Source organism: Pseudomonas paraglycinae (genome assembly GCF_021601625.1).
Taxonomy (GTDB): Bacteria; Pseudomonadota; Gammaproteobacteria; order Pseudomonadales; family Pseudomonadaceae; genus Aquipseudomonas; species Aquipseudomonas paraglycinae.
The window spans coordinates 26,632-41,947 of record NZ_BQHR01000016.1 but is presented as its reverse complement, the minus strand read 5'-3'; the positions used below and the strand labels follow the sequence as shown (position 1 = coordinate 41,947).

Here is a 15,316-nt window from a genome sequence, read left to right as displayed (position 1 = left end):
CGACTACAGCAGGTAAGAAAGACCGACGGTCAGGGCGAAAGCGACAACCGAGATCAGGGTTTCCAGCACCGTCCAGGTATTGAACGTCTGGGCCACGGTCATGTTGAAGTATTCCTTGATCAACCAGAAGCCGCCGTCGTTGACGTGGGAAAAGATAACCGAGCCCGCGCCGGTCGCCAGCACCAGCAATTCCGGGTGTGGATAACCCAGACCGATGGCCACGGGCGCGACCACGCCGGAAGCCGTGGTCATCGCGACCGTGGCCGAACCGGTGGCGATGCGCATCAACGCGGCGAACAGCCAGCCCATGATCAGCGGCGACAGGTGAAATTCGTGAGCCAGGCCGACGATCTGATCGGTGACGCCGGCGTCCACCAGAATCCGGTTCAGACCGCCGCCGGCGCCCACCAGCAGGGTGATGCTGGCGGTCGGTGCCAGGCACTCGTTGGTGAATTTGAGGATCGATTCCCGGTTGAAACCCTGGGCAATGCCGAGGGTCCAGAAACTCAACAGCGTCGCCAGCAACAGCGCGATCACCGAGTTGCCGATGAACAACAGGAACTGGTTGAAAGCGCTGCCCGGGGTGGAAATCAGGTTGGCCCAGCCACCGATCAGCATCAGCACCACCGGCAACAGAATGGTCGCCATGGTGATGCCGAAACCCGGCAGGCTGTCGCGGGGTTCGCGTTCGAGGAATTGTTTTTCCAGCGGGTTATCCGCCGGCAACTGAATGCGCGGCACGATAAATTTGGCGTACAGGGGGCCGGCAATGATCGCCGTCGGAATGCCGATGGCAATTGCGTACAGCAAAGTCTGCCCGACCGACGCCTGATAAGCCTGCACCGCCAGCATCGCCGCCGGGTGCGGCGGCACCAGCGCATGCACCACCGACAGACCGGCGACCATCGGCAAACCGACCATCAGAATCGACACGCCGACCCGCCGCGCCACGGTAAAGGCAATCGGCACCAGCAACACGAAACCGACTTCGAAAAACAGCGGGAGCCCCACCAGAAACGCGATGCACACCATCGCCCAATGCGCGTTCTTCTCGCCAAAGCGCTCGATCAGCGTGCGCGCCATCTGCTCGGCCCCGCCGGACTCGGCCATCATCTTGCCGAGCATCGTCCCCAGCGCCACCACCAGCGCAATGTGCCCCAGCGTCTTGCCCACCCCGGCCTCGTACGCCCCCACCACGCCGGACGGCGGCATCCCCGCCACCAGCGCGAGGCCAATGGAAATCAGGGTGATGACAATGAACGGATTGAGCCGGTAACGGGCGATCAGAACGATCAGGGCGATGATGGCAACGGCGGCGTACACCAGCAGCCAATAGCCGAAGGACGGTGTCATGCGGTACTCCTCGAAAGGGTCACGTTCGAATGGGTTGTGAAACTCATAAATCATTTCGAGATCGAGTTTTCAAACGCCGTGAAAGTTATTTTCGTGGAGGGATAAGGGTTGTCGTTTTTGGATATGTCTTGTCGCGAATAATGAAAATCGAAGGGTGGGATTTTCATAATCCTCGGGCACAAAAAAAACGGTGAAAACAAGCAAGCTTGCTTCCACCGGTCTCGGGAACGTCACCTTTTCAGCGTGAACTCACACCATTTCGTTACGAATCCATTCAACCACCGAAGTACGCTTCGGCGCCCAACCCAGCAGCTCGCGGGCGTGTTTGCCGCGGACGCGACTGTTGGAGCCGAGGCCGTAGTTGGCCATTTCGTAACCCCACTCGGCTTCGGCGTCTTTCAGTGGCCAGTCCTGTGGCTCGCCGAGGTTCAGGGCCTGGGCCATGGCGGTGGTCATGTCGATGAACGACGCTTCGCCGCTTTCGACGAAGTAGAAGGTGCCCGGGACGTTTTTGGTCAGGGCCAGCAGGTACAACGACACCACGTCTTCGATGTGCACGTTGGACCAGATGTTCCGGCCGGCGCCGACGTGACGCACCACGCCGCTTTTGCGTGCCTGTTTGAGCAGGCGCGGCAGTTGCACGCTGTCGCGATTGACGCCCAGGCTGTGGCCGTAGATCAGGGTGTTGCAGATGACGGCCGAGTTCACGCCGTCCTTCGCTGCGGCGAGGATCAGATTGTCGATGGCCACGCGTGCGGCCTTGTCGACGGTCGGCTCCGGCAGGTTGTCTTCGAAGTAGATGACGTCGCTGGATTTGCCGCCGGACGCATCGCCGACGATGCTCGAACCGCTGGTGTGCAGGAATACTTTGTTCGAGCCGCGCAGGGCATCGAGCAAGGCTTCGACCGCGCCGCGATGGTCGCTGCTGGCGGCGTTGATCACGGCGTCGGCGGCGCGGGCCTGTTCGGCCAGCAGCGCTTGGTCGTCGAGGGTGCCGATGACCGGGGTGATGCCCAGTGCTTTCAGTTCATTGGCCTGTTCAGCGCTGCGCACCAGACCGGTGACGGTGTGGCCGGCCTGGACCAGGCCGGTGGCGATGGAGCCGCCGATAAAACCGGCAGCGCCGGTGACGAATACGTTCATGGAGAAACTCCCTGCGTGAGTAAGTGATGCAACGAGTATCGACCGCCGAGCCCGGTGGAAAAACCCGCCCACAACCAAATCACTGTTGCGCAGGGGTCACGAATCAGCCTTTGAAATCGGCGCTGGCGTAAGCCGCGAGTTTGCTCTGGATGAAGTCGAGGAAACACTGAATGCGCAGCGCCAACTGCGAGTTGCGGTAGTACACCGCGTTGATCGGCTGGCGATAACCGCTGTTGAATTCCGCCAGCAACACCTTGAGGCGACCTGCGCGAATGTCGTCGATGGTCATGAAATGCGAGAGGCAGGCGATGCCCTGGCCTTCCAGCGCCAGATGGCGAACCGTCTCGCCGCTGGAGGCGCTGATCGCCGGAGTGATCGGCCAGCGGTCGCCGTGCACGTAACGCAGCGGCCACTGGTTGAGGCCTTCGTTCTGGGTGAAGCCGAGCAAGGTGTGTTCGCTGAGATCGGCCACCTGGAGCGGTGCGCCATGTTTTTCCAGATACTCAGGACTGGCGACGATCAACAGCGGACTGCAGCCCAGCGAGCGGGCATGCAACGTCGAATCGGCGAGGGTGCCGATACGGATGGCGACGTCGGTGCTTTGTTCCAGCAGGTCAATGATCAGGTCATTGCTGTTGAGTTCGAGCTGGATGTCCGGGTACAGCCGGCGGAATTCGTCGATGTACGGCACGACGGCGTGGAGCATGAACGGCGACGCGGCGTTGATGCGCAGCCGTCCTGATGGCGTCTGCTGACGTGAAGAGAGGCGCTCTTCGAGTTGATCCATCTGGTCGAGGATCAGCTTGGCCTGTTCGAAGAAATACTTGCCCTCCTCGGTCAGGTCCATGCGCCGTGTGGTGCGGTTGATCAGCGTGGTGTCGAGCTTGGCTTCCAGCCGCGACAGCGTGCGGCTGACCGCCGACGGCGTCTGTCCGACCTGCTCGGCGGCGGCGGAGATCGAACCGCATTCGATCACGCAGACGAAAATCTGCAACTCATCGGATCTGGCTTTCACGGGTGTCCTCGAATCGAAAGGCCTGCTGCGCAAGCTCAGGCCTTCGATAGTAGCCGAGCGTCAGGCCTTGAGGCCAAACACCTCGCTCAGATGCTGCTCGTAACGCGCCACATCCGCTTCGATGTTCGGGCGTTTCATCACGTCCACACAGAGGAAGGTCGGCAGGCCGGTCATGCCGAGGAACTCGTTGGCCTTGTGGAACGGGAAGTACACCGCGTCCACGCCTTTGGCTTCGAAGAAGTCGGTCGGGTCATCGAACGCCTGTTGCGGTGCGTTCCAGGTCAGCGACAGCATGTACTGCTTGCCGTGGATCAGACCGCCGCTGCCGTACTTCTGCGAAGCATCCGAACGGGTGCGGCCGTCGCTGGCGTAGAGACTGCCGTGGCCTTCGGTGAAGACTTCGTCGATGTACTTTTTCACGGTCCACGGTGCGCCCATCCACCAGCCCGGCATCTGATAAATGATCACGTCGGCCCAGAGGAATTTCGCGACCTCTTCGGCGACGTCGTAGCCCTCGTCGATGAAGGTGGTCTTGACGTCGACCCCGCCGCGATCCAGCACGCTCAACGCCGCTTCGTGCAGGGTGGTGTTGTAACGACCGTCGGAGTGGGCGAATTTTTTACCGCCATTGAGCAACAGCACTTTTTTCATGGGAGAGCCTCGATCGGATTCCGATACGCAGCGCAGAGCGCTGGATGGAGAAGGGGAAAAATTGAATGGCGGCAGATTAGCGATCCGCCTCGCGCGGAATAAGCAACGGTTGCGCAAAATTCATTTGAGTAAAACGCACGAATCGAATGCCGATTGTTGCCGTAGGATTGGCCGCCATCTGAATCTGAATGGAGTTTTTTGCGATGAGCGAACGCCAGGGTTTCATCCTGCACGCCAAGACCCGCCCGGAAAAAGCCGAGGCCTTCGAAGCGTTTTTCCGCGCCTACGTCGAACCGAGCCGCGCCGAACCCGGCTGCATCGAGTACCACATGCTGCGCGACAAGGAAGACCCGAGCCTGTTCATTTTCTACGAGATCTGGGAAAGCCAGGCGCATCTGGACGTGCACTCGAACCTGCCGCACATGCAGCAGTTTCTGGCTCAGCGCATGGAATACCTGGAGCGTGATTTCGATATCCGCCCGATCGACATGCTCAGCGATTCGTCCGCTAGCCGCTGATCAGCAGATGGGCGCCGAGTGCGCCCAGACCGATGAAGAACACCCGCTTGAACAGAACGGCACTGATGCGCTGACGCAGCCATTGGCCGAGCAACATCCCGAGCACCGCCGGGATCAGCGCCAGCAGCGAGGCGCTCAGCTCCGCGCCGCCGAGCGACCCGCGCCAGAGCAATCCAGCGGCTAGCGCCAGGGTCGACACGGTGAAGGACAGGCCCAGCGCCTGCACCAGTTCATCGCGGCTCAAGCCCAGGGCCTGCATGTACGGAACGGCGGGAATCACGAACACACCCGTCGCCGAAGTGATGACGCCGGTGATCACACCACAAAGCGGACCAAGCCACGGTTCATGGCGGCGACTGACACTCAGCGTCGGCAGGAACAATCCACTCAGCGCATAGAGCAACAGCGCCGCGCCAAGCCCGCGCACTACCCAATGCCCGCCCGCCATGCCGATCCACAAAGTGCCGACCGCCGTGCCGAAGAAGATCGCCAGCAGCATCGGCCACAAGCGTTTCACCAGCCCTCGCAAATGCCCGCCGAACGCTAGTTGCCAGACGTTGGTGAGGGTCGCCGGAATGATCAGCAACGCCGCAGCCTGCGACGGTGCCATAGCCAGACCGAGCAAACCCATGGCCACGGTAGGCAGGCCGAGACCGATCACGCCCTTGATCATGCCGGCAACGACAAACGTCGCAATTACCAGCAATGAAAGGGCCAGACCGAGGTTTTGATAGAAATCTGCGAGTGCGTTCATGGCGATACTGTGCGCCTGCGCGGATGAACTGAAAATCTGTCATACACTGAGGCAGCCTCTCTCTCAGCAAGAGCCACGCGTCATGCACTTCGACCTCACCGACCTGCGCCTCTATTTGCACATCATCGACAGCGGCAACATCACCGCCGGCGCCGCGCGCAGCCATCTTTCGCTGGCGGCGGCCAGTGCGCGGATCCGGGCGATGGAAGCGTCGTTGGGCACCGAGTTCTTGGAGCGCGGGCGCCGTGGTGTCACGCCGACGCCGGCCGGCAAAGCCCTGGCGCAACATGCGCGGGTGTTGCTGCAACAGGCGGAACGCCTGCAACAGGATCTGGCCGAGTACGCGCGCGGCGTCAAAGGTCAGGTGCGGTTGCTGTGCAACACCACGGCACTCAGCGAGTACCTGCCAGAGGTGCTGGCGGATTTCCTGCGGGAGCATCCCAACCTCGACATCGATCTGCAGGAACTGCCCAGCGCCCGCATCACCCACGCCTTGCGTCAGGGCGCGGCAGATCTGGGCATTGTGTCCGACGCGATCGACACCAGCAACTTGCAGACCCGAGCCTTTCGCGATGATCCGCTGGTGCTGATTCTGCCGCTGGAACATCCGCTGTCTGACGCGACCGAAGTCAGTTTCAGCGACGCCCTGCGCCACGATTTCGTTGGTCTGCACGTCAACAGCGCACTGGCGGTGTATCTGGAAGAACAGGCCCTGCACAGCGGCTCGCGGATGCAGATCCGCATCCGCGCCGATGGCTTCGACGGGGTGATGCGCATGGTGGCCCGAGGTGTCGGTCTGGGCATCGTGCCGCTGGCGGCGGTTCAGCGCGCTGCGCCGCAAGCCTTCAAGACCTTGCCGATGAATGAAGGCTGGGCCAGGCGCAAACTGTTGCTGTGCGCCCGGGACTTCTCCGCCCTCCCCGCTTATGCCCGCGCCTTGCTCGACGCCTTGACTCTGCCCTGAGGGGCAGACTTTACCCTTGGGGTTTCTTCTTCAAGGACAGTGATTATGGGCAAGCGGATTCTGCTGATTCTCGGCCATCCATCCAGCGAAAGTTTTTGCGCGGCACTGGCCGGACGCTATTTGGAATCGGCCCGCGAGGTCGGGCATGAGGTGCGACAACTGCCCCTCGGCCAGCTCGATTTCGACCCGGTCCTGCGCGACGGCTACAGCCGAGCCCAGACACTTGAACCGGATCTGCTCCAGGCTCAGGCCGACCTGCTGTGGGCCGAACATCTGACGCTGGTGTACCCGATCTGGTGGGGTGGAATTCCGGCGCTGCTCAAAGGTTTTTTCGACCGGGTCCTGCTCCCCGGCTTCGCGTTCAAATATCGCGAGGGCAAAGCGTTTCCCGACAAACTCCTGCACGGTCGCAGCGCCCATTTGCTGGTCACCATGGACACGCCGCCCTGGTATTACCGCTGGATCTATCGCATGCCCGGCCTGCACGAAGTGCGCAAGAACACATTGGCGTTCTGCGGGATCGAACCGCGCCGGACGCTGACCTTCGGGCCAGTGCTCGGCGCCAGCGACCATCAACGCGAAACCTGGCTGAAGCAGGCCGGATCGATTGCCCGCCAGTGAGTTTTCCGCTATTGGTGCGCATGCCCGCTGACGGAGAAAAGGGATTTGCACATGTACATCGGCCAGGCCGCACAGCGTTCGGGAACCACGATCAAGACCATCCGCCATTACGAGTCGATCGGCCTGCTGCCCGAGGCCCGGCGCCAGGGCAAATACCGGGTTTACGACCCGCAGACGGTCGAACTGCTGAGCTTTATCAAATGCGCGCAGGCGCTGGGTTTTCGCCTCAGGGAATTGCAGGCGATCTTTGCCGGCCAGCCCGAACTGACGCCTTATGAAAAAGCCCGCCGCGCGATTGCCGGCAAGCAACAGGAGATCGCGGCGCAGCTGTTGAAACTCAGCCGACAGCAAGAGGAATTGAGCGCGCTGGAGGCCAGTCTTGAACACGCGCAACAGCAATGCCTGTCGAGCGTATCGACCGCAAAATAAGCACAAGGAATAGCTTGCAAGGTACGCATACATACGTACTATATCGCCAGAGCGAACGTGTTGCCCGATACCCGTTTTCGCACAACGACGACGGACAAGGAAGAACGGATCGGCTCCATTAAACCTACATGGAATGAGGTGACGCGATGGTTGATTCAACGGAGTTTCGTAATGCAATGGCGATGCTGGGGAGTGCCGTCACCATCGTCACGACCGATGGCCCTGCGGGGCGATTCGGCTTTACTGCATCGGCGGTGTGCAGCGTGACGGATTCACCGCCCACGCTGCTGGTGTGCGTCAATCGCTCGTCGTCCAATCACGAGCATTTCAAGACCAATGGCGTGCTGTGCGTGAACGTCCTGACCGGCGATCACCAGTCGACGTCGGGGGCGTTCGCCAATCGGCAGTTGAGCATGCAGGAGCGTTTTTCCAGCGTGAATTGCCGGACCCTGAAAACCGGTTCACCGGTGATCGAAGAAGCGCTGGTCAGCCTCGATTGCCGGGTCAGCAAGGTCGACGAGGTCGGCACCCACAGCATCTTCTACTGTGAAATCCTCGAACTGCAGCAGCACAGCGAGGCCACGGAAGGCTTGGTCTATTTCAACCGCAGTTACTACCGTCTGAACGACGAACTGCGCCTGGCACCCGAGCAGTGATCCAGACACCCGCTGGCCTCGGCTGACGCCGGCGGGTCATGACAGGGATGTAACCATGCTATTCAATGAAGACAACTTCGCGGATATCGACCTGAACCTGATCATCATTTTCCTGGTGCTGTTCCGCGAACGCAGCGTGTCACGCACGGCCGAGCGCCTGCACGTCAAACAACCCGCCATCAGCGGATCGCTGGCACGGCTGCGCAAGCGCTTCGATGATCCGTTGTTTCTGCGCTCGTCGCGAACCATGCGCCCGACCACGAAAGCCGAGCAACTGGCGCAAGCGCTGACGCCGGCCATCAAGCAGATCGAAGCGGTGATCCGGTTCTGAAAAACCGGTGAAAAAAACCTGCGAGGGGTCGCTTCCGCAGGTTTTTTTCATCAGGCCGACTTGAGCGCCTGAGCGTACTCGACCCGAGCCCAGAACGCCGGCAAAAAGCACTCGCTGACCAGCAGCGCCGAACCATTGCGGGTGAAACGCGAACGCCGGGCCAACAGACGTTTGGCCTGTGGCGCGAAGCGATAGGACAGCGCCGCCAACGGTGCGCCGGGCGGCAGCAAGGCACATTGGAAAGGCTCGCGCAGGGTCTGCTCCGAGGTGTAGAGAATCTCGGCCAGAGGTCGACGGCCATAACCGTTCAGATCCGCCCAGTCGCCATTCAGTGCCGGCACGCTGGTCAGGCTGCGCGCGGTGACGCAGGCCTCGCCGTCGAGCTTCATCACCACTTCGCGCACCCAACCAATGGTGTTTGGCGACACGTTCAGCGCTTGCGCTTCTTCAGGATTGAGCGGGCCATGGGACTGCTCGACGACTTCGATTGAATAATCGCCCATGGCTTTCAGACGTGGGGTCAGTGCCCCGGGCAAAAACAGCCAGTGATGCTCGGAGCCGGTCAATTCCGACAGCGGTCGCGATGACCAGTAATGACTTGTATCCATACCCGCTCACACCTTCCTGGTGATGGTGAATTGTTGGTTGCCGTGGAAGGCCAACCCTTCACCGGCGGTGTCTGTCACTCGGCTCCGACTTCTTCGGTCACTTCGTGTTTGCTGATGACGCTGATGGTCTGTTCATCGGTCTTGACCGCCGCCAGCAGCGAGTCGAGCAATCCCGGAAAACGCACGTCCATGTCTTCACGACGCAGGGACAGCAGGTTTTCCCGACCGTAAGGGCGCTGCCAAATCAGACCGCTGTCGCGCAGAACCCGCCAGTGGTGGGTCATGGTCGACTTCGATGCGCCCTTGAGGATCCGGCCGCACGGATGTTCCTGGCCATCGGACAACACTTTCAACACGGTCAGGCGTAGCGGGCTTCCCAATGCGTTCAGCACATTTTCCAGAAGGATCTGATCCTGATTGGGATGATTCGGGACGTTCATAGGTAGGTACCCTTGATGATATAGGCGGGAAAAATCCGGCTTGTATTCGTCTATACGAGAACAGTAAGACTATACACAAGATGTTTTTTCCCCGCGACAGCCGCCCCGGAGGCGGCGTCCCGCAAAACAACTACAAATCGCTGCTCTGCGCTGTCTCCAGCGCGGGCGCCTGGAACCCGCCGCCCAGCGCTGCCATCAACGAAACCGAACTGTCGATGTGCTTGCTGTTGAGGAAGGCCAGGCGCATTTCGTCCTGAATCAATTGTTGCTCGATGTTAAGCGCATCGAGGAACGTGTCCTCGCCGGCCTTGTAGCGCGACTGCGACAGATCGTAAGACGACTGGGCAATCGCACAGGCATCGCGCTGCACGACGATTTGCTGCTCGAACGAACGCAACTGCGTCACCGAAATCGCCACCTCATGCAGCGCCGAATTCAACACCCGGTTGTACTGCGCGATGGCGCTGTCGAGTTCGGCATTGCCAGCCTTGAGATCCGAGCGCAGGCGCCCGGCATCGAAGATCGGCAGCGACACCGTCGGCGCCACATTCCAGAACTTGCTGACCCCGGCGAACAGCGCATCTCCCGTCAGTGCATGAGAACCCGCCGCCGCCACCAGATTGATGTTCGGGTAGAACGTGGTCTTCACCGCCTCGACGTTTTTAGTCTCGGCCTCCACGCGCCAACGTGCGGCGACGATGTCCGGACGACGGCCCAACAACTGGGCTGGCAACTGCGCCGGCAAGGCCACCACACTGGCTTGCAGATTCGATGGGCGCTCGAGCGTGTGCGCACGATCAACGCCTTTGCCGATCAGCGCCGACAACTGGAGACGAGCAATTTCAATGTCTTCGTTGGCGCCGATCAGGGTCGATTCCGAACGCGCCTTGAGGCTCTGCACCTGCTTGAGTTGCGACAGGTTGTCGAGGCCCGAGCCGTAACGTGAATCCGTCAGGTCAACCAGTTTGCTCAAGCGTTCGAGATCGCGCTGGTTGAGCTCCGACACCTGCCACGCATACGCCAACTGGTTGTAAGCCTTGACCACATTGGTCGCGAGAATCAGCCGCGACGATTGCAGGTCGACTTCCGCCGCCCTTGCGCTGTTGAGCGCCGACTCCCACGCGGCACGCTGGCCACCCCAGAGGTCGAAGGTGTAGCCGAAATTGACCGCCAGATTGCGTGCGGTGAAATACTTGTGGCCCTCGCCGCTGTAGTCCTCAAAGCGCGACAGCCGACCGCGAGTGACACCCGCCGACGCGTCCATTTCCGGATAACGCTCGGCGTCGCGCAGGTCGAGAAATGCGTTGGCTTTCGCGACCCGGGCAGCGACTTCCTGCAAGTCCGGGTTGCTGGCGTAAGCCTCTTCGATAAGAGCACCCAGACGTGGATCGCCCAGCGATGTCCACCAGTCCGCACGCGGCCATTGGGCCGGTGGCAGTTTGTCTTTCAGGCTGTCGGACGGCGCATCGCCGACCGCCAGCAATTTGCCCTGATGATCGATCCCGGCGTAGTTCACACAACCCGCCGCCAACAGAATGGACGCCGCCAGCGGCGCCAGCATCAAACGTGTAATCGAATGCATGTCACGTCCTCACAGGATGGGTTGCGGCACACCGGCCGGTTCGGCTTCGGGTGCGTGGCTCGGTTGCTTGATCGAACTGAGCAGCGTGTACACCGACGGCAGAATGAACAGGGTGAACAAGGTGCCGATCAGCATCCCCACCACAATCACCAGCCCCAGGCCGAAGCGGCTGTTGGCGCCGGCCCCGCTGGCGAACAACAGCGGCGCGAGGCCGACCACCATGGCAGCGGTGGTCATCAGGATCGGTCGCAGCCGCACCTGCGCGGCGTGCTGGATCGCTTGCACGCGGTCCATGCCTTGCTGGCGCTGCAACTCGTTGGCGAACGCGACCATCAGGATCCCGTGCTTACTGATCAGACCGATCAGCGTGATCAGGCCGATCTGGGTGTAGATGTTCATCGAGGTCATGCCCAGCGCCAGGGGCACCAAAGCCCCGCAGATCGACAACGGCACGCTGATCAAAATGATGAACGGGTCGCGGAAGCTCTCGTATTGCACGCTCAGCACCAGATAGATGATCACCAGGGCCAGGCCGAAGGTGAACGCCAGGCTGTTGCCTTCCTGCACGTATTGGCGGGCGTCGGACTGCCAGTCGAAACTGAAGCCGGCGGGGAAACCTTCCGATTGTTTTTGCAGGAAGCCCACCGCATCGCCCAGGGTCACGCCCGGCGCCGGAATGGCCTGGAACGTGGCGGAGTTCTGCTGGTTGAACTGGGTCAGGCGATTTGGCTCGACCTTGACGCTGAGAGTGGCCAGTGTCGACAGCGGCACCGGATTGCCCTTCTGGTCCTTCACGTAATACAGCTTCAGGGTTTCCGGAGTCAGGCGATCCGCCGACACCGACTGCGGGATCACGTCGTAGGAGCGACCATGGAACGAGAACCGGTTGACGTACTTCTCGCCGATCAGGCTGTTGAGCGTTTCGCCGATGTCCTGCATGCGGATGCCCAGAGCGTTGGCCTTGGCCCGGTCAACCTGGATTTCCACCACCGGGTTGTTGAAGTCCAGATCACTGTCGACCACCGCGAACAGACCGCTGGCCTGCGCCGCCTGTTTAAGCTGATCCATCACGTTGTACAGCGCCAGGTATTCCTGATCGCTGCGGATCACCATCTGCACCGGCAGACCACCGGTAGAGCCCGGCAACGGCGGCATCTGGAACACGAAAATGCTCGTGCCTTCGATCTGGTTCACCCGCGCCTGCAAGTCGGGCTGGATGGTGTTGGCATCGCGGCCGCGTTTTTCCCAGTCCACCAGGTTGATCCCGCCGACGCTGTTGGACAGACCGTCGGAACCGTTCGCCACCCAGTTGCTGTAACCCTCGGGGATTTCGTTGAAGGTCTTGTACAGCTCGTGGGCGTAGGCCTCGAGGTAATTGAGGTTGGCGTGCTGCGGCGCCTTGATTGCGGTCAGCAGGATGTTCTGGTCTTCCAGCGGTGCCAGTTCGGTCTGCGCCGAGCGATAGAGGAACGGCAGGCTGAAGAAGATCACCAGCGCCACGCTCAGGCTGATCCAGCGACGTGCCAGCGAACCGCCGAGCAGCGCGCCATAACGACGGGACAGATACTGGAAGAATCGATCCGCCTTGACCGCCATGAAGCCTTCGCTGGTTTTCGCGTCCAGCAAGCGGGTACTCATGATCGGCGACAGGGTCAGGGCGACGATGCCGGAAATCACCACGGCGCCGGCCAGGGTCAGCGCGAACTCCTTGAACAGCGTGCCGGTGAGGCCGCCCATCAGACCGATCGGCGCGTACACCGCCGCCAGGGTGAAGGTCATCGCCACCACCGGCCCGGCCACTTCACGGGCGCCGATCAGTGCCGCGTCGAACGGGGTCTTGCCCTCTTCGATGTGACGGTGGACGTTTTCCACCACGACGATGGCGTCGTCCACCACCAGCCCGATGGCGAGCACCATGGCGAGCAGGGTCAGCAGGTTGAGGCTGAAGCCGAACATCTGCATCAGCATCGCCGCGCCGAGCATCGACAGCGGAATCGTCACCAGCGGAATCAGCACGGTGCGGAACGTACCGAGGCACAGGTAGATCACCAGCACCACGATCACCAGCGCTTCGAGCAGGGTGTAGCTCACCTCGTCGATCGACGACTGAATGAAGTGCGCCACTTCGAACGGGATCTGCACGGTCACGCCCGGTGGCAGGGTTTCCTGGATCTGCGGCAGCAATTCACGCACACGTTTGACGATCACCAACGGGTTGCCGGTCGGTGCGGCGTCCAGACCGAGGAACAGCGCCGGTACGTCGCTCATCGCGCCGCTGGTGTCGGTGGAGGCGGCGTTGAGTTCCACAGTGCCAACGTCACGCACACGGATAATGTGGCCGTTGTCGTTGCGCAGCACCATGTCGCGGAAATCTTCGACGCTGTTCAGGTCGGTGTTGACCCGCAGGTTGCTGACCACGTACAGGCCTTTGACCTGACCGGGAGCCGCCTGGAAGTTGTTGCCCTCGATGGCCGCCGAAACGTCCTGCCCGGTCATGCCGTAGCCGGCCAGACGCTGCGGGTCGAGCCACAGGCGCATGGACAGTTTCTGCTCGCCCATGATGTTGATCTTGGCCACCCCTTCGATGCCGGCGAACATCGGTTCGACGACGCGGGAGATGTAATCCGACATCTCCGGAATGGTCAGGTTGGAACTGGCAAACGCGACGTAGGCCACGCTGGTGAAGCCGCCGGAAGTGCGTTCCACCACCGGGTCGTAGGCGTCCTTCGGCAAGCGGTATTTGATCTGGTTGACCTTGGCCATGACCTCCGTGAGCGCCGCGATGGAATCACTGTTCAGTGCCATGCGGATCGTCACCTGGCTGCGGCCCTGGGTCGAGGCCGACGACAGATAGTCGATGCCCTCGACCGAGGCCACGGCCTGGCTGATCGGCTGCGTGACGAAGCCTTGCATCAGTTCCGAAGAGGCGCCGGGATACTGCGTCGTGACCGTGATGGTCGACGTTTCCAGCATCGGGTACTGGCGGATCGGCAGGTTCATCAGCGCGCGCACCCCGAACAGCAGGATCAACGTGCTGACCACCACGGCCAGCACCGGGCGGCGAAGAAAGAGGTCGGTGAAATTCATTTTTCCAGCCCACTGAGTTTAAGAGCAATCGTGTCCGGCACGCCTTCCACCGCCACGCCGTCGTGGAGCTTGAGCTGACCGGACGTCACCACTTGCACGCCTTCGGTCAGGCCCTTGTCGACCACCGCCCAGCCATCGCGGCGCTCGCCGACCTTGATGCTTTCACGCTTGACCTTCTGCACGCCGGCCTCGTCGGTGTAGACCGAAAACACGCTTTCGCCGTAGGCGTTGTAGGTGATCGCGGTTTCCGGAATCAGCAGCTCGGCGGTCTGCGGCAGGGTCACCGAGACCCGTGCGTACATGCCGGGACGCAGGCGTTTTTGCGTGTCGGTAATGACCGCTTGCACGTTGATGGTGTGGGACTGGTTGATCTGCGGATCGACCGCGACGATCTTGCCGGCGAAGGTCACATCACCCCAGGCATCGACCTTGGCCTGCACGGTCTGGCCCAGTTGCACTTGCGAGCCATCGCGCTCGGCGAGGGTGAAGTTGACGCGCAGCACGCCCGGATCGGTCAGGGTTGCCACCGCGCTGCCGGCCTGCAGGTATTGGCCCAGGTGCGCCTGGCGAATGCCGAGGGTGCCGGCGAACGGCGCGCGGATATGCCGTTGAGCGATCTGCGCCTGCATGCGCTCCATGTCGCCTTTGGCCGCGTCGTATTGAGCGCGGGCACTGTCGAAGGCGCGACGGCTTTCGGCGCCGGTCTTGGCCAGTTCCTGGACCCGGGCGAACTGGGCCTTGGCCGATTCGTACTCGCCTTTCAGGCGAACCAGTTCGCCTTGCTCCGGCGCATCGTTGAGCTTGAGCAGCACTTGCCCCGCCTTCACTTCATCGCCGGACTCGAAATCGATGTCCACCACTTTGCCGCTGACTTCAGCCGACACCAGCACCTGACGCTGGGCTTCGAGTTTGCCGATGGCTTCGAGGTAGTAGGTGTACGGTTGTTTCTTGACCACGGCCAGACCGACCCGGGTGCTGGGAATCCGTTGCTCGGCCGCCGCCGGTGGCGGCGACCAGAAACGCCAGCCCAGTGCAGCAGACAACACCACCACAAGAATAATAAAGATCAGCGACTTGATAATGTTTCGAGCAAGCATGTGGCACTCCCTTGACTCTTTGCTGCGAGCACAAAAGTTTGAGTTTTAAGAAAATAAAGGTGCAACT

Annotated in this window: 16 protein-coding genes; 6 read left to right on the top strand and 10 right to left on the bottom strand. The window is 61.3% G+C overall.

From position 1 onward, the window contains the following. Window positions 1–3: 3 nt before the first annotated feature. The 4 genes from L6D82_RS21985 to mdaB form a co-directional block, all read right to left on the bottom strand. Window positions 4–1,353 (bottom strand): GntP family permease, encoded by a 1,350-nt coding sequence (locus L6D82_RS21985; RefSeq protein ID WP_236191623.1) that lies wholly within the window; start codon window positions 1,351–1,353, stop codon window positions 4–6. Window positions 1,354–1,602: 249 nt separating this feature from the next. Next, complete coding sequence (locus tag L6D82_RS21980; protein ID WP_236191621.1) at window positions 1,603–2,496, bottom strand: NAD-dependent epimerase/dehydratase family protein; 894 nt, start codon at window positions 2,494–2,496, stop codon at window positions 1,603–1,605. A 103-nt stretch (window positions 2,497–2,599) separates the two neighbouring features. Next, window positions 2,600–3,511 carry a LysR family transcriptional regulator gene (locus L6D82_RS21975; protein ID WP_236191619.1) on the bottom strand — a complete coding sequence of 304 codons (912 nt, stop codon included), beginning with the start codon at window positions 3,509–3,511 and terminating at the stop codon, window positions 2,600–2,602. Between the two features lie 60 nt (window positions 3,512–3,571). Beyond that, window positions 3,572–4,162 (bottom strand): NADPH:quinone oxidoreductase MdaB, encoded by a 591-nt coding sequence (gene mdaB, locus L6D82_RS21970; protein WP_236191617.1) that lies wholly within the window; start codon window positions 4,160–4,162, stop codon window positions 3,572–3,574. A gap of 203 nt (window positions 4,163–4,365) precedes the next feature. Between mdaB and L6D82_RS21965 the strand changes: the two genes are divergently transcribed. Continuing rightward, window positions 4,366–4,680 carry a putative quinol monooxygenase gene (locus tag L6D82_RS21965; protein WP_102718607.1) on the top strand — a complete coding sequence of 105 codons (315 nt, stop codon included), beginning with the start codon at window positions 4,366–4,368 and terminating at the stop codon, window positions 4,678–4,680. Here L6D82_RS21965 and L6D82_RS21960 read toward each other — a convergent pair. Further along, window positions 4,670–5,434: a sulfite exporter TauE/SafE family protein gene (locus L6D82_RS21960; RefSeq protein ID WP_236191615.1), complete on the bottom strand. Its 765-nt coding sequence runs from the start codon at window positions 5,432–5,434 to the stop codon at window positions 4,670–4,672. The two genes, L6D82_RS21965 and L6D82_RS21960, sit on opposite strands and share 11 nt — an antisense overlap. Window positions 5,435–5,516: 82 nt before the next feature. Here L6D82_RS21960 and L6D82_RS21955 point away from each other — a divergent pair, with 82 nt between their 5' ends. The 5 genes from L6D82_RS21955 to L6D82_RS21935 all read left to right on the top strand — a co-directional run bounded on the left by L6D82_RS21955 (window position 5,517) and on the right by L6D82_RS21935 (window position 8,435). Beyond that, window positions 5,517–6,398, top strand: a complete 882-nt coding sequence (locus L6D82_RS21955) for a LysR substrate-binding domain-containing protein (protein WP_236191614.1) — start codon at window positions 5,517–5,519, stop codon at window positions 6,396–6,398. A gap of 45 nt (window positions 6,399–6,443) precedes the next feature. Next, window positions 6,444–7,019: an NAD(P)H-dependent oxidoreductase gene (locus tag L6D82_RS21950; protein WP_236191612.1), complete on the top strand. Its 576-nt coding sequence runs from the start codon at window positions 6,444–6,446 to the stop codon at window positions 7,017–7,019. Window positions 7,020–7,070: 51 nt separating this feature from the next. Continuing rightward, complete coding sequence (locus tag L6D82_RS21945; RefSeq protein ID WP_134021789.1) at window positions 7,071–7,448, top strand: MerR family transcriptional regulator; 378 nt, start codon at window positions 7,071–7,073, stop codon at window positions 7,446–7,448. A gap of 146 nt (window positions 7,449–7,594) precedes the next feature. Next, window positions 7,595–8,104 carry a flavin reductase gene (locus L6D82_RS21940; protein ID WP_129972413.1) on the top strand — a complete coding sequence of 170 codons (510 nt, stop codon included), beginning with the start codon at window positions 7,595–7,597 and terminating at the stop codon, window positions 8,102–8,104. A gap of 55 nt (window positions 8,105–8,159) precedes the next feature. After that, window positions 8,160–8,435, top strand: a complete 276-nt coding sequence (locus L6D82_RS21935) for a helix-turn-helix domain-containing protein (RefSeq protein ID WP_236191610.1) — start codon at window positions 8,160–8,162, stop codon at window positions 8,433–8,435. A 50-nt stretch (window positions 8,436–8,485) separates the two neighbouring features. Here the strand turns inward: L6D82_RS21935 and L6D82_RS21930 are convergent, their stop codons facing one another. The 5 genes from L6D82_RS21930 to L6D82_RS21910 form a co-directional block, all read right to left on the bottom strand. Continuing rightward, window positions 8,486–9,043 carry a chorismate--pyruvate lyase family protein gene (locus tag L6D82_RS21930; RefSeq protein WP_236191608.1) on the bottom strand — a complete coding sequence of 186 codons (558 nt, stop codon included), beginning with the start codon at window positions 9,041–9,043 and terminating at the stop codon, window positions 8,486–8,488. 74 nt (window positions 9,044–9,117) lie between these two features. Continuing rightward, complete coding sequence (locus L6D82_RS21925; protein ID WP_129972415.1) at window positions 9,118–9,483, bottom strand: ArsR/SmtB family transcription factor; 366 nt, start codon at window positions 9,481–9,483, stop codon at window positions 9,118–9,120. A 130-nt stretch (window positions 9,484–9,613) separates the two neighbouring features. Further along, a complete protein-coding gene (locus L6D82_RS21920) occupies window positions 9,614–11,065 on the bottom strand; it encodes an efflux transporter outer membrane subunit (RefSeq protein WP_236191605.1) in 1,452 nt (483 codons plus the stop codon). 9 nt (window positions 11,066–11,074) lie between these two features. Beyond that, the gene (locus tag L6D82_RS21915; RefSeq protein ID WP_064593301.1) at window positions 11,075–14,152 is read right to left on the bottom strand and encodes a MexW/MexI family multidrug efflux RND transporter permease subunit; all 3,078 of its coding nucleotides are present in this window, start codon (window positions 14,150–14,152) and stop codon (window positions 11,075–11,077) included. Continuing rightward, window positions 14,149–15,249, bottom strand: a complete 1,101-nt coding sequence (locus L6D82_RS21910; RefSeq protein ID WP_085607993.1) for an efflux RND transporter periplasmic adaptor subunit — start codon at window positions 15,247–15,249, stop codon at window positions 14,149–14,151. Before L6D82_RS21910 ends, L6D82_RS21915 begins: the two co-directional genes overlap by 4 nt. Between the last annotated feature and the right edge of the window lie 67 nt (window positions 15,250–15,316).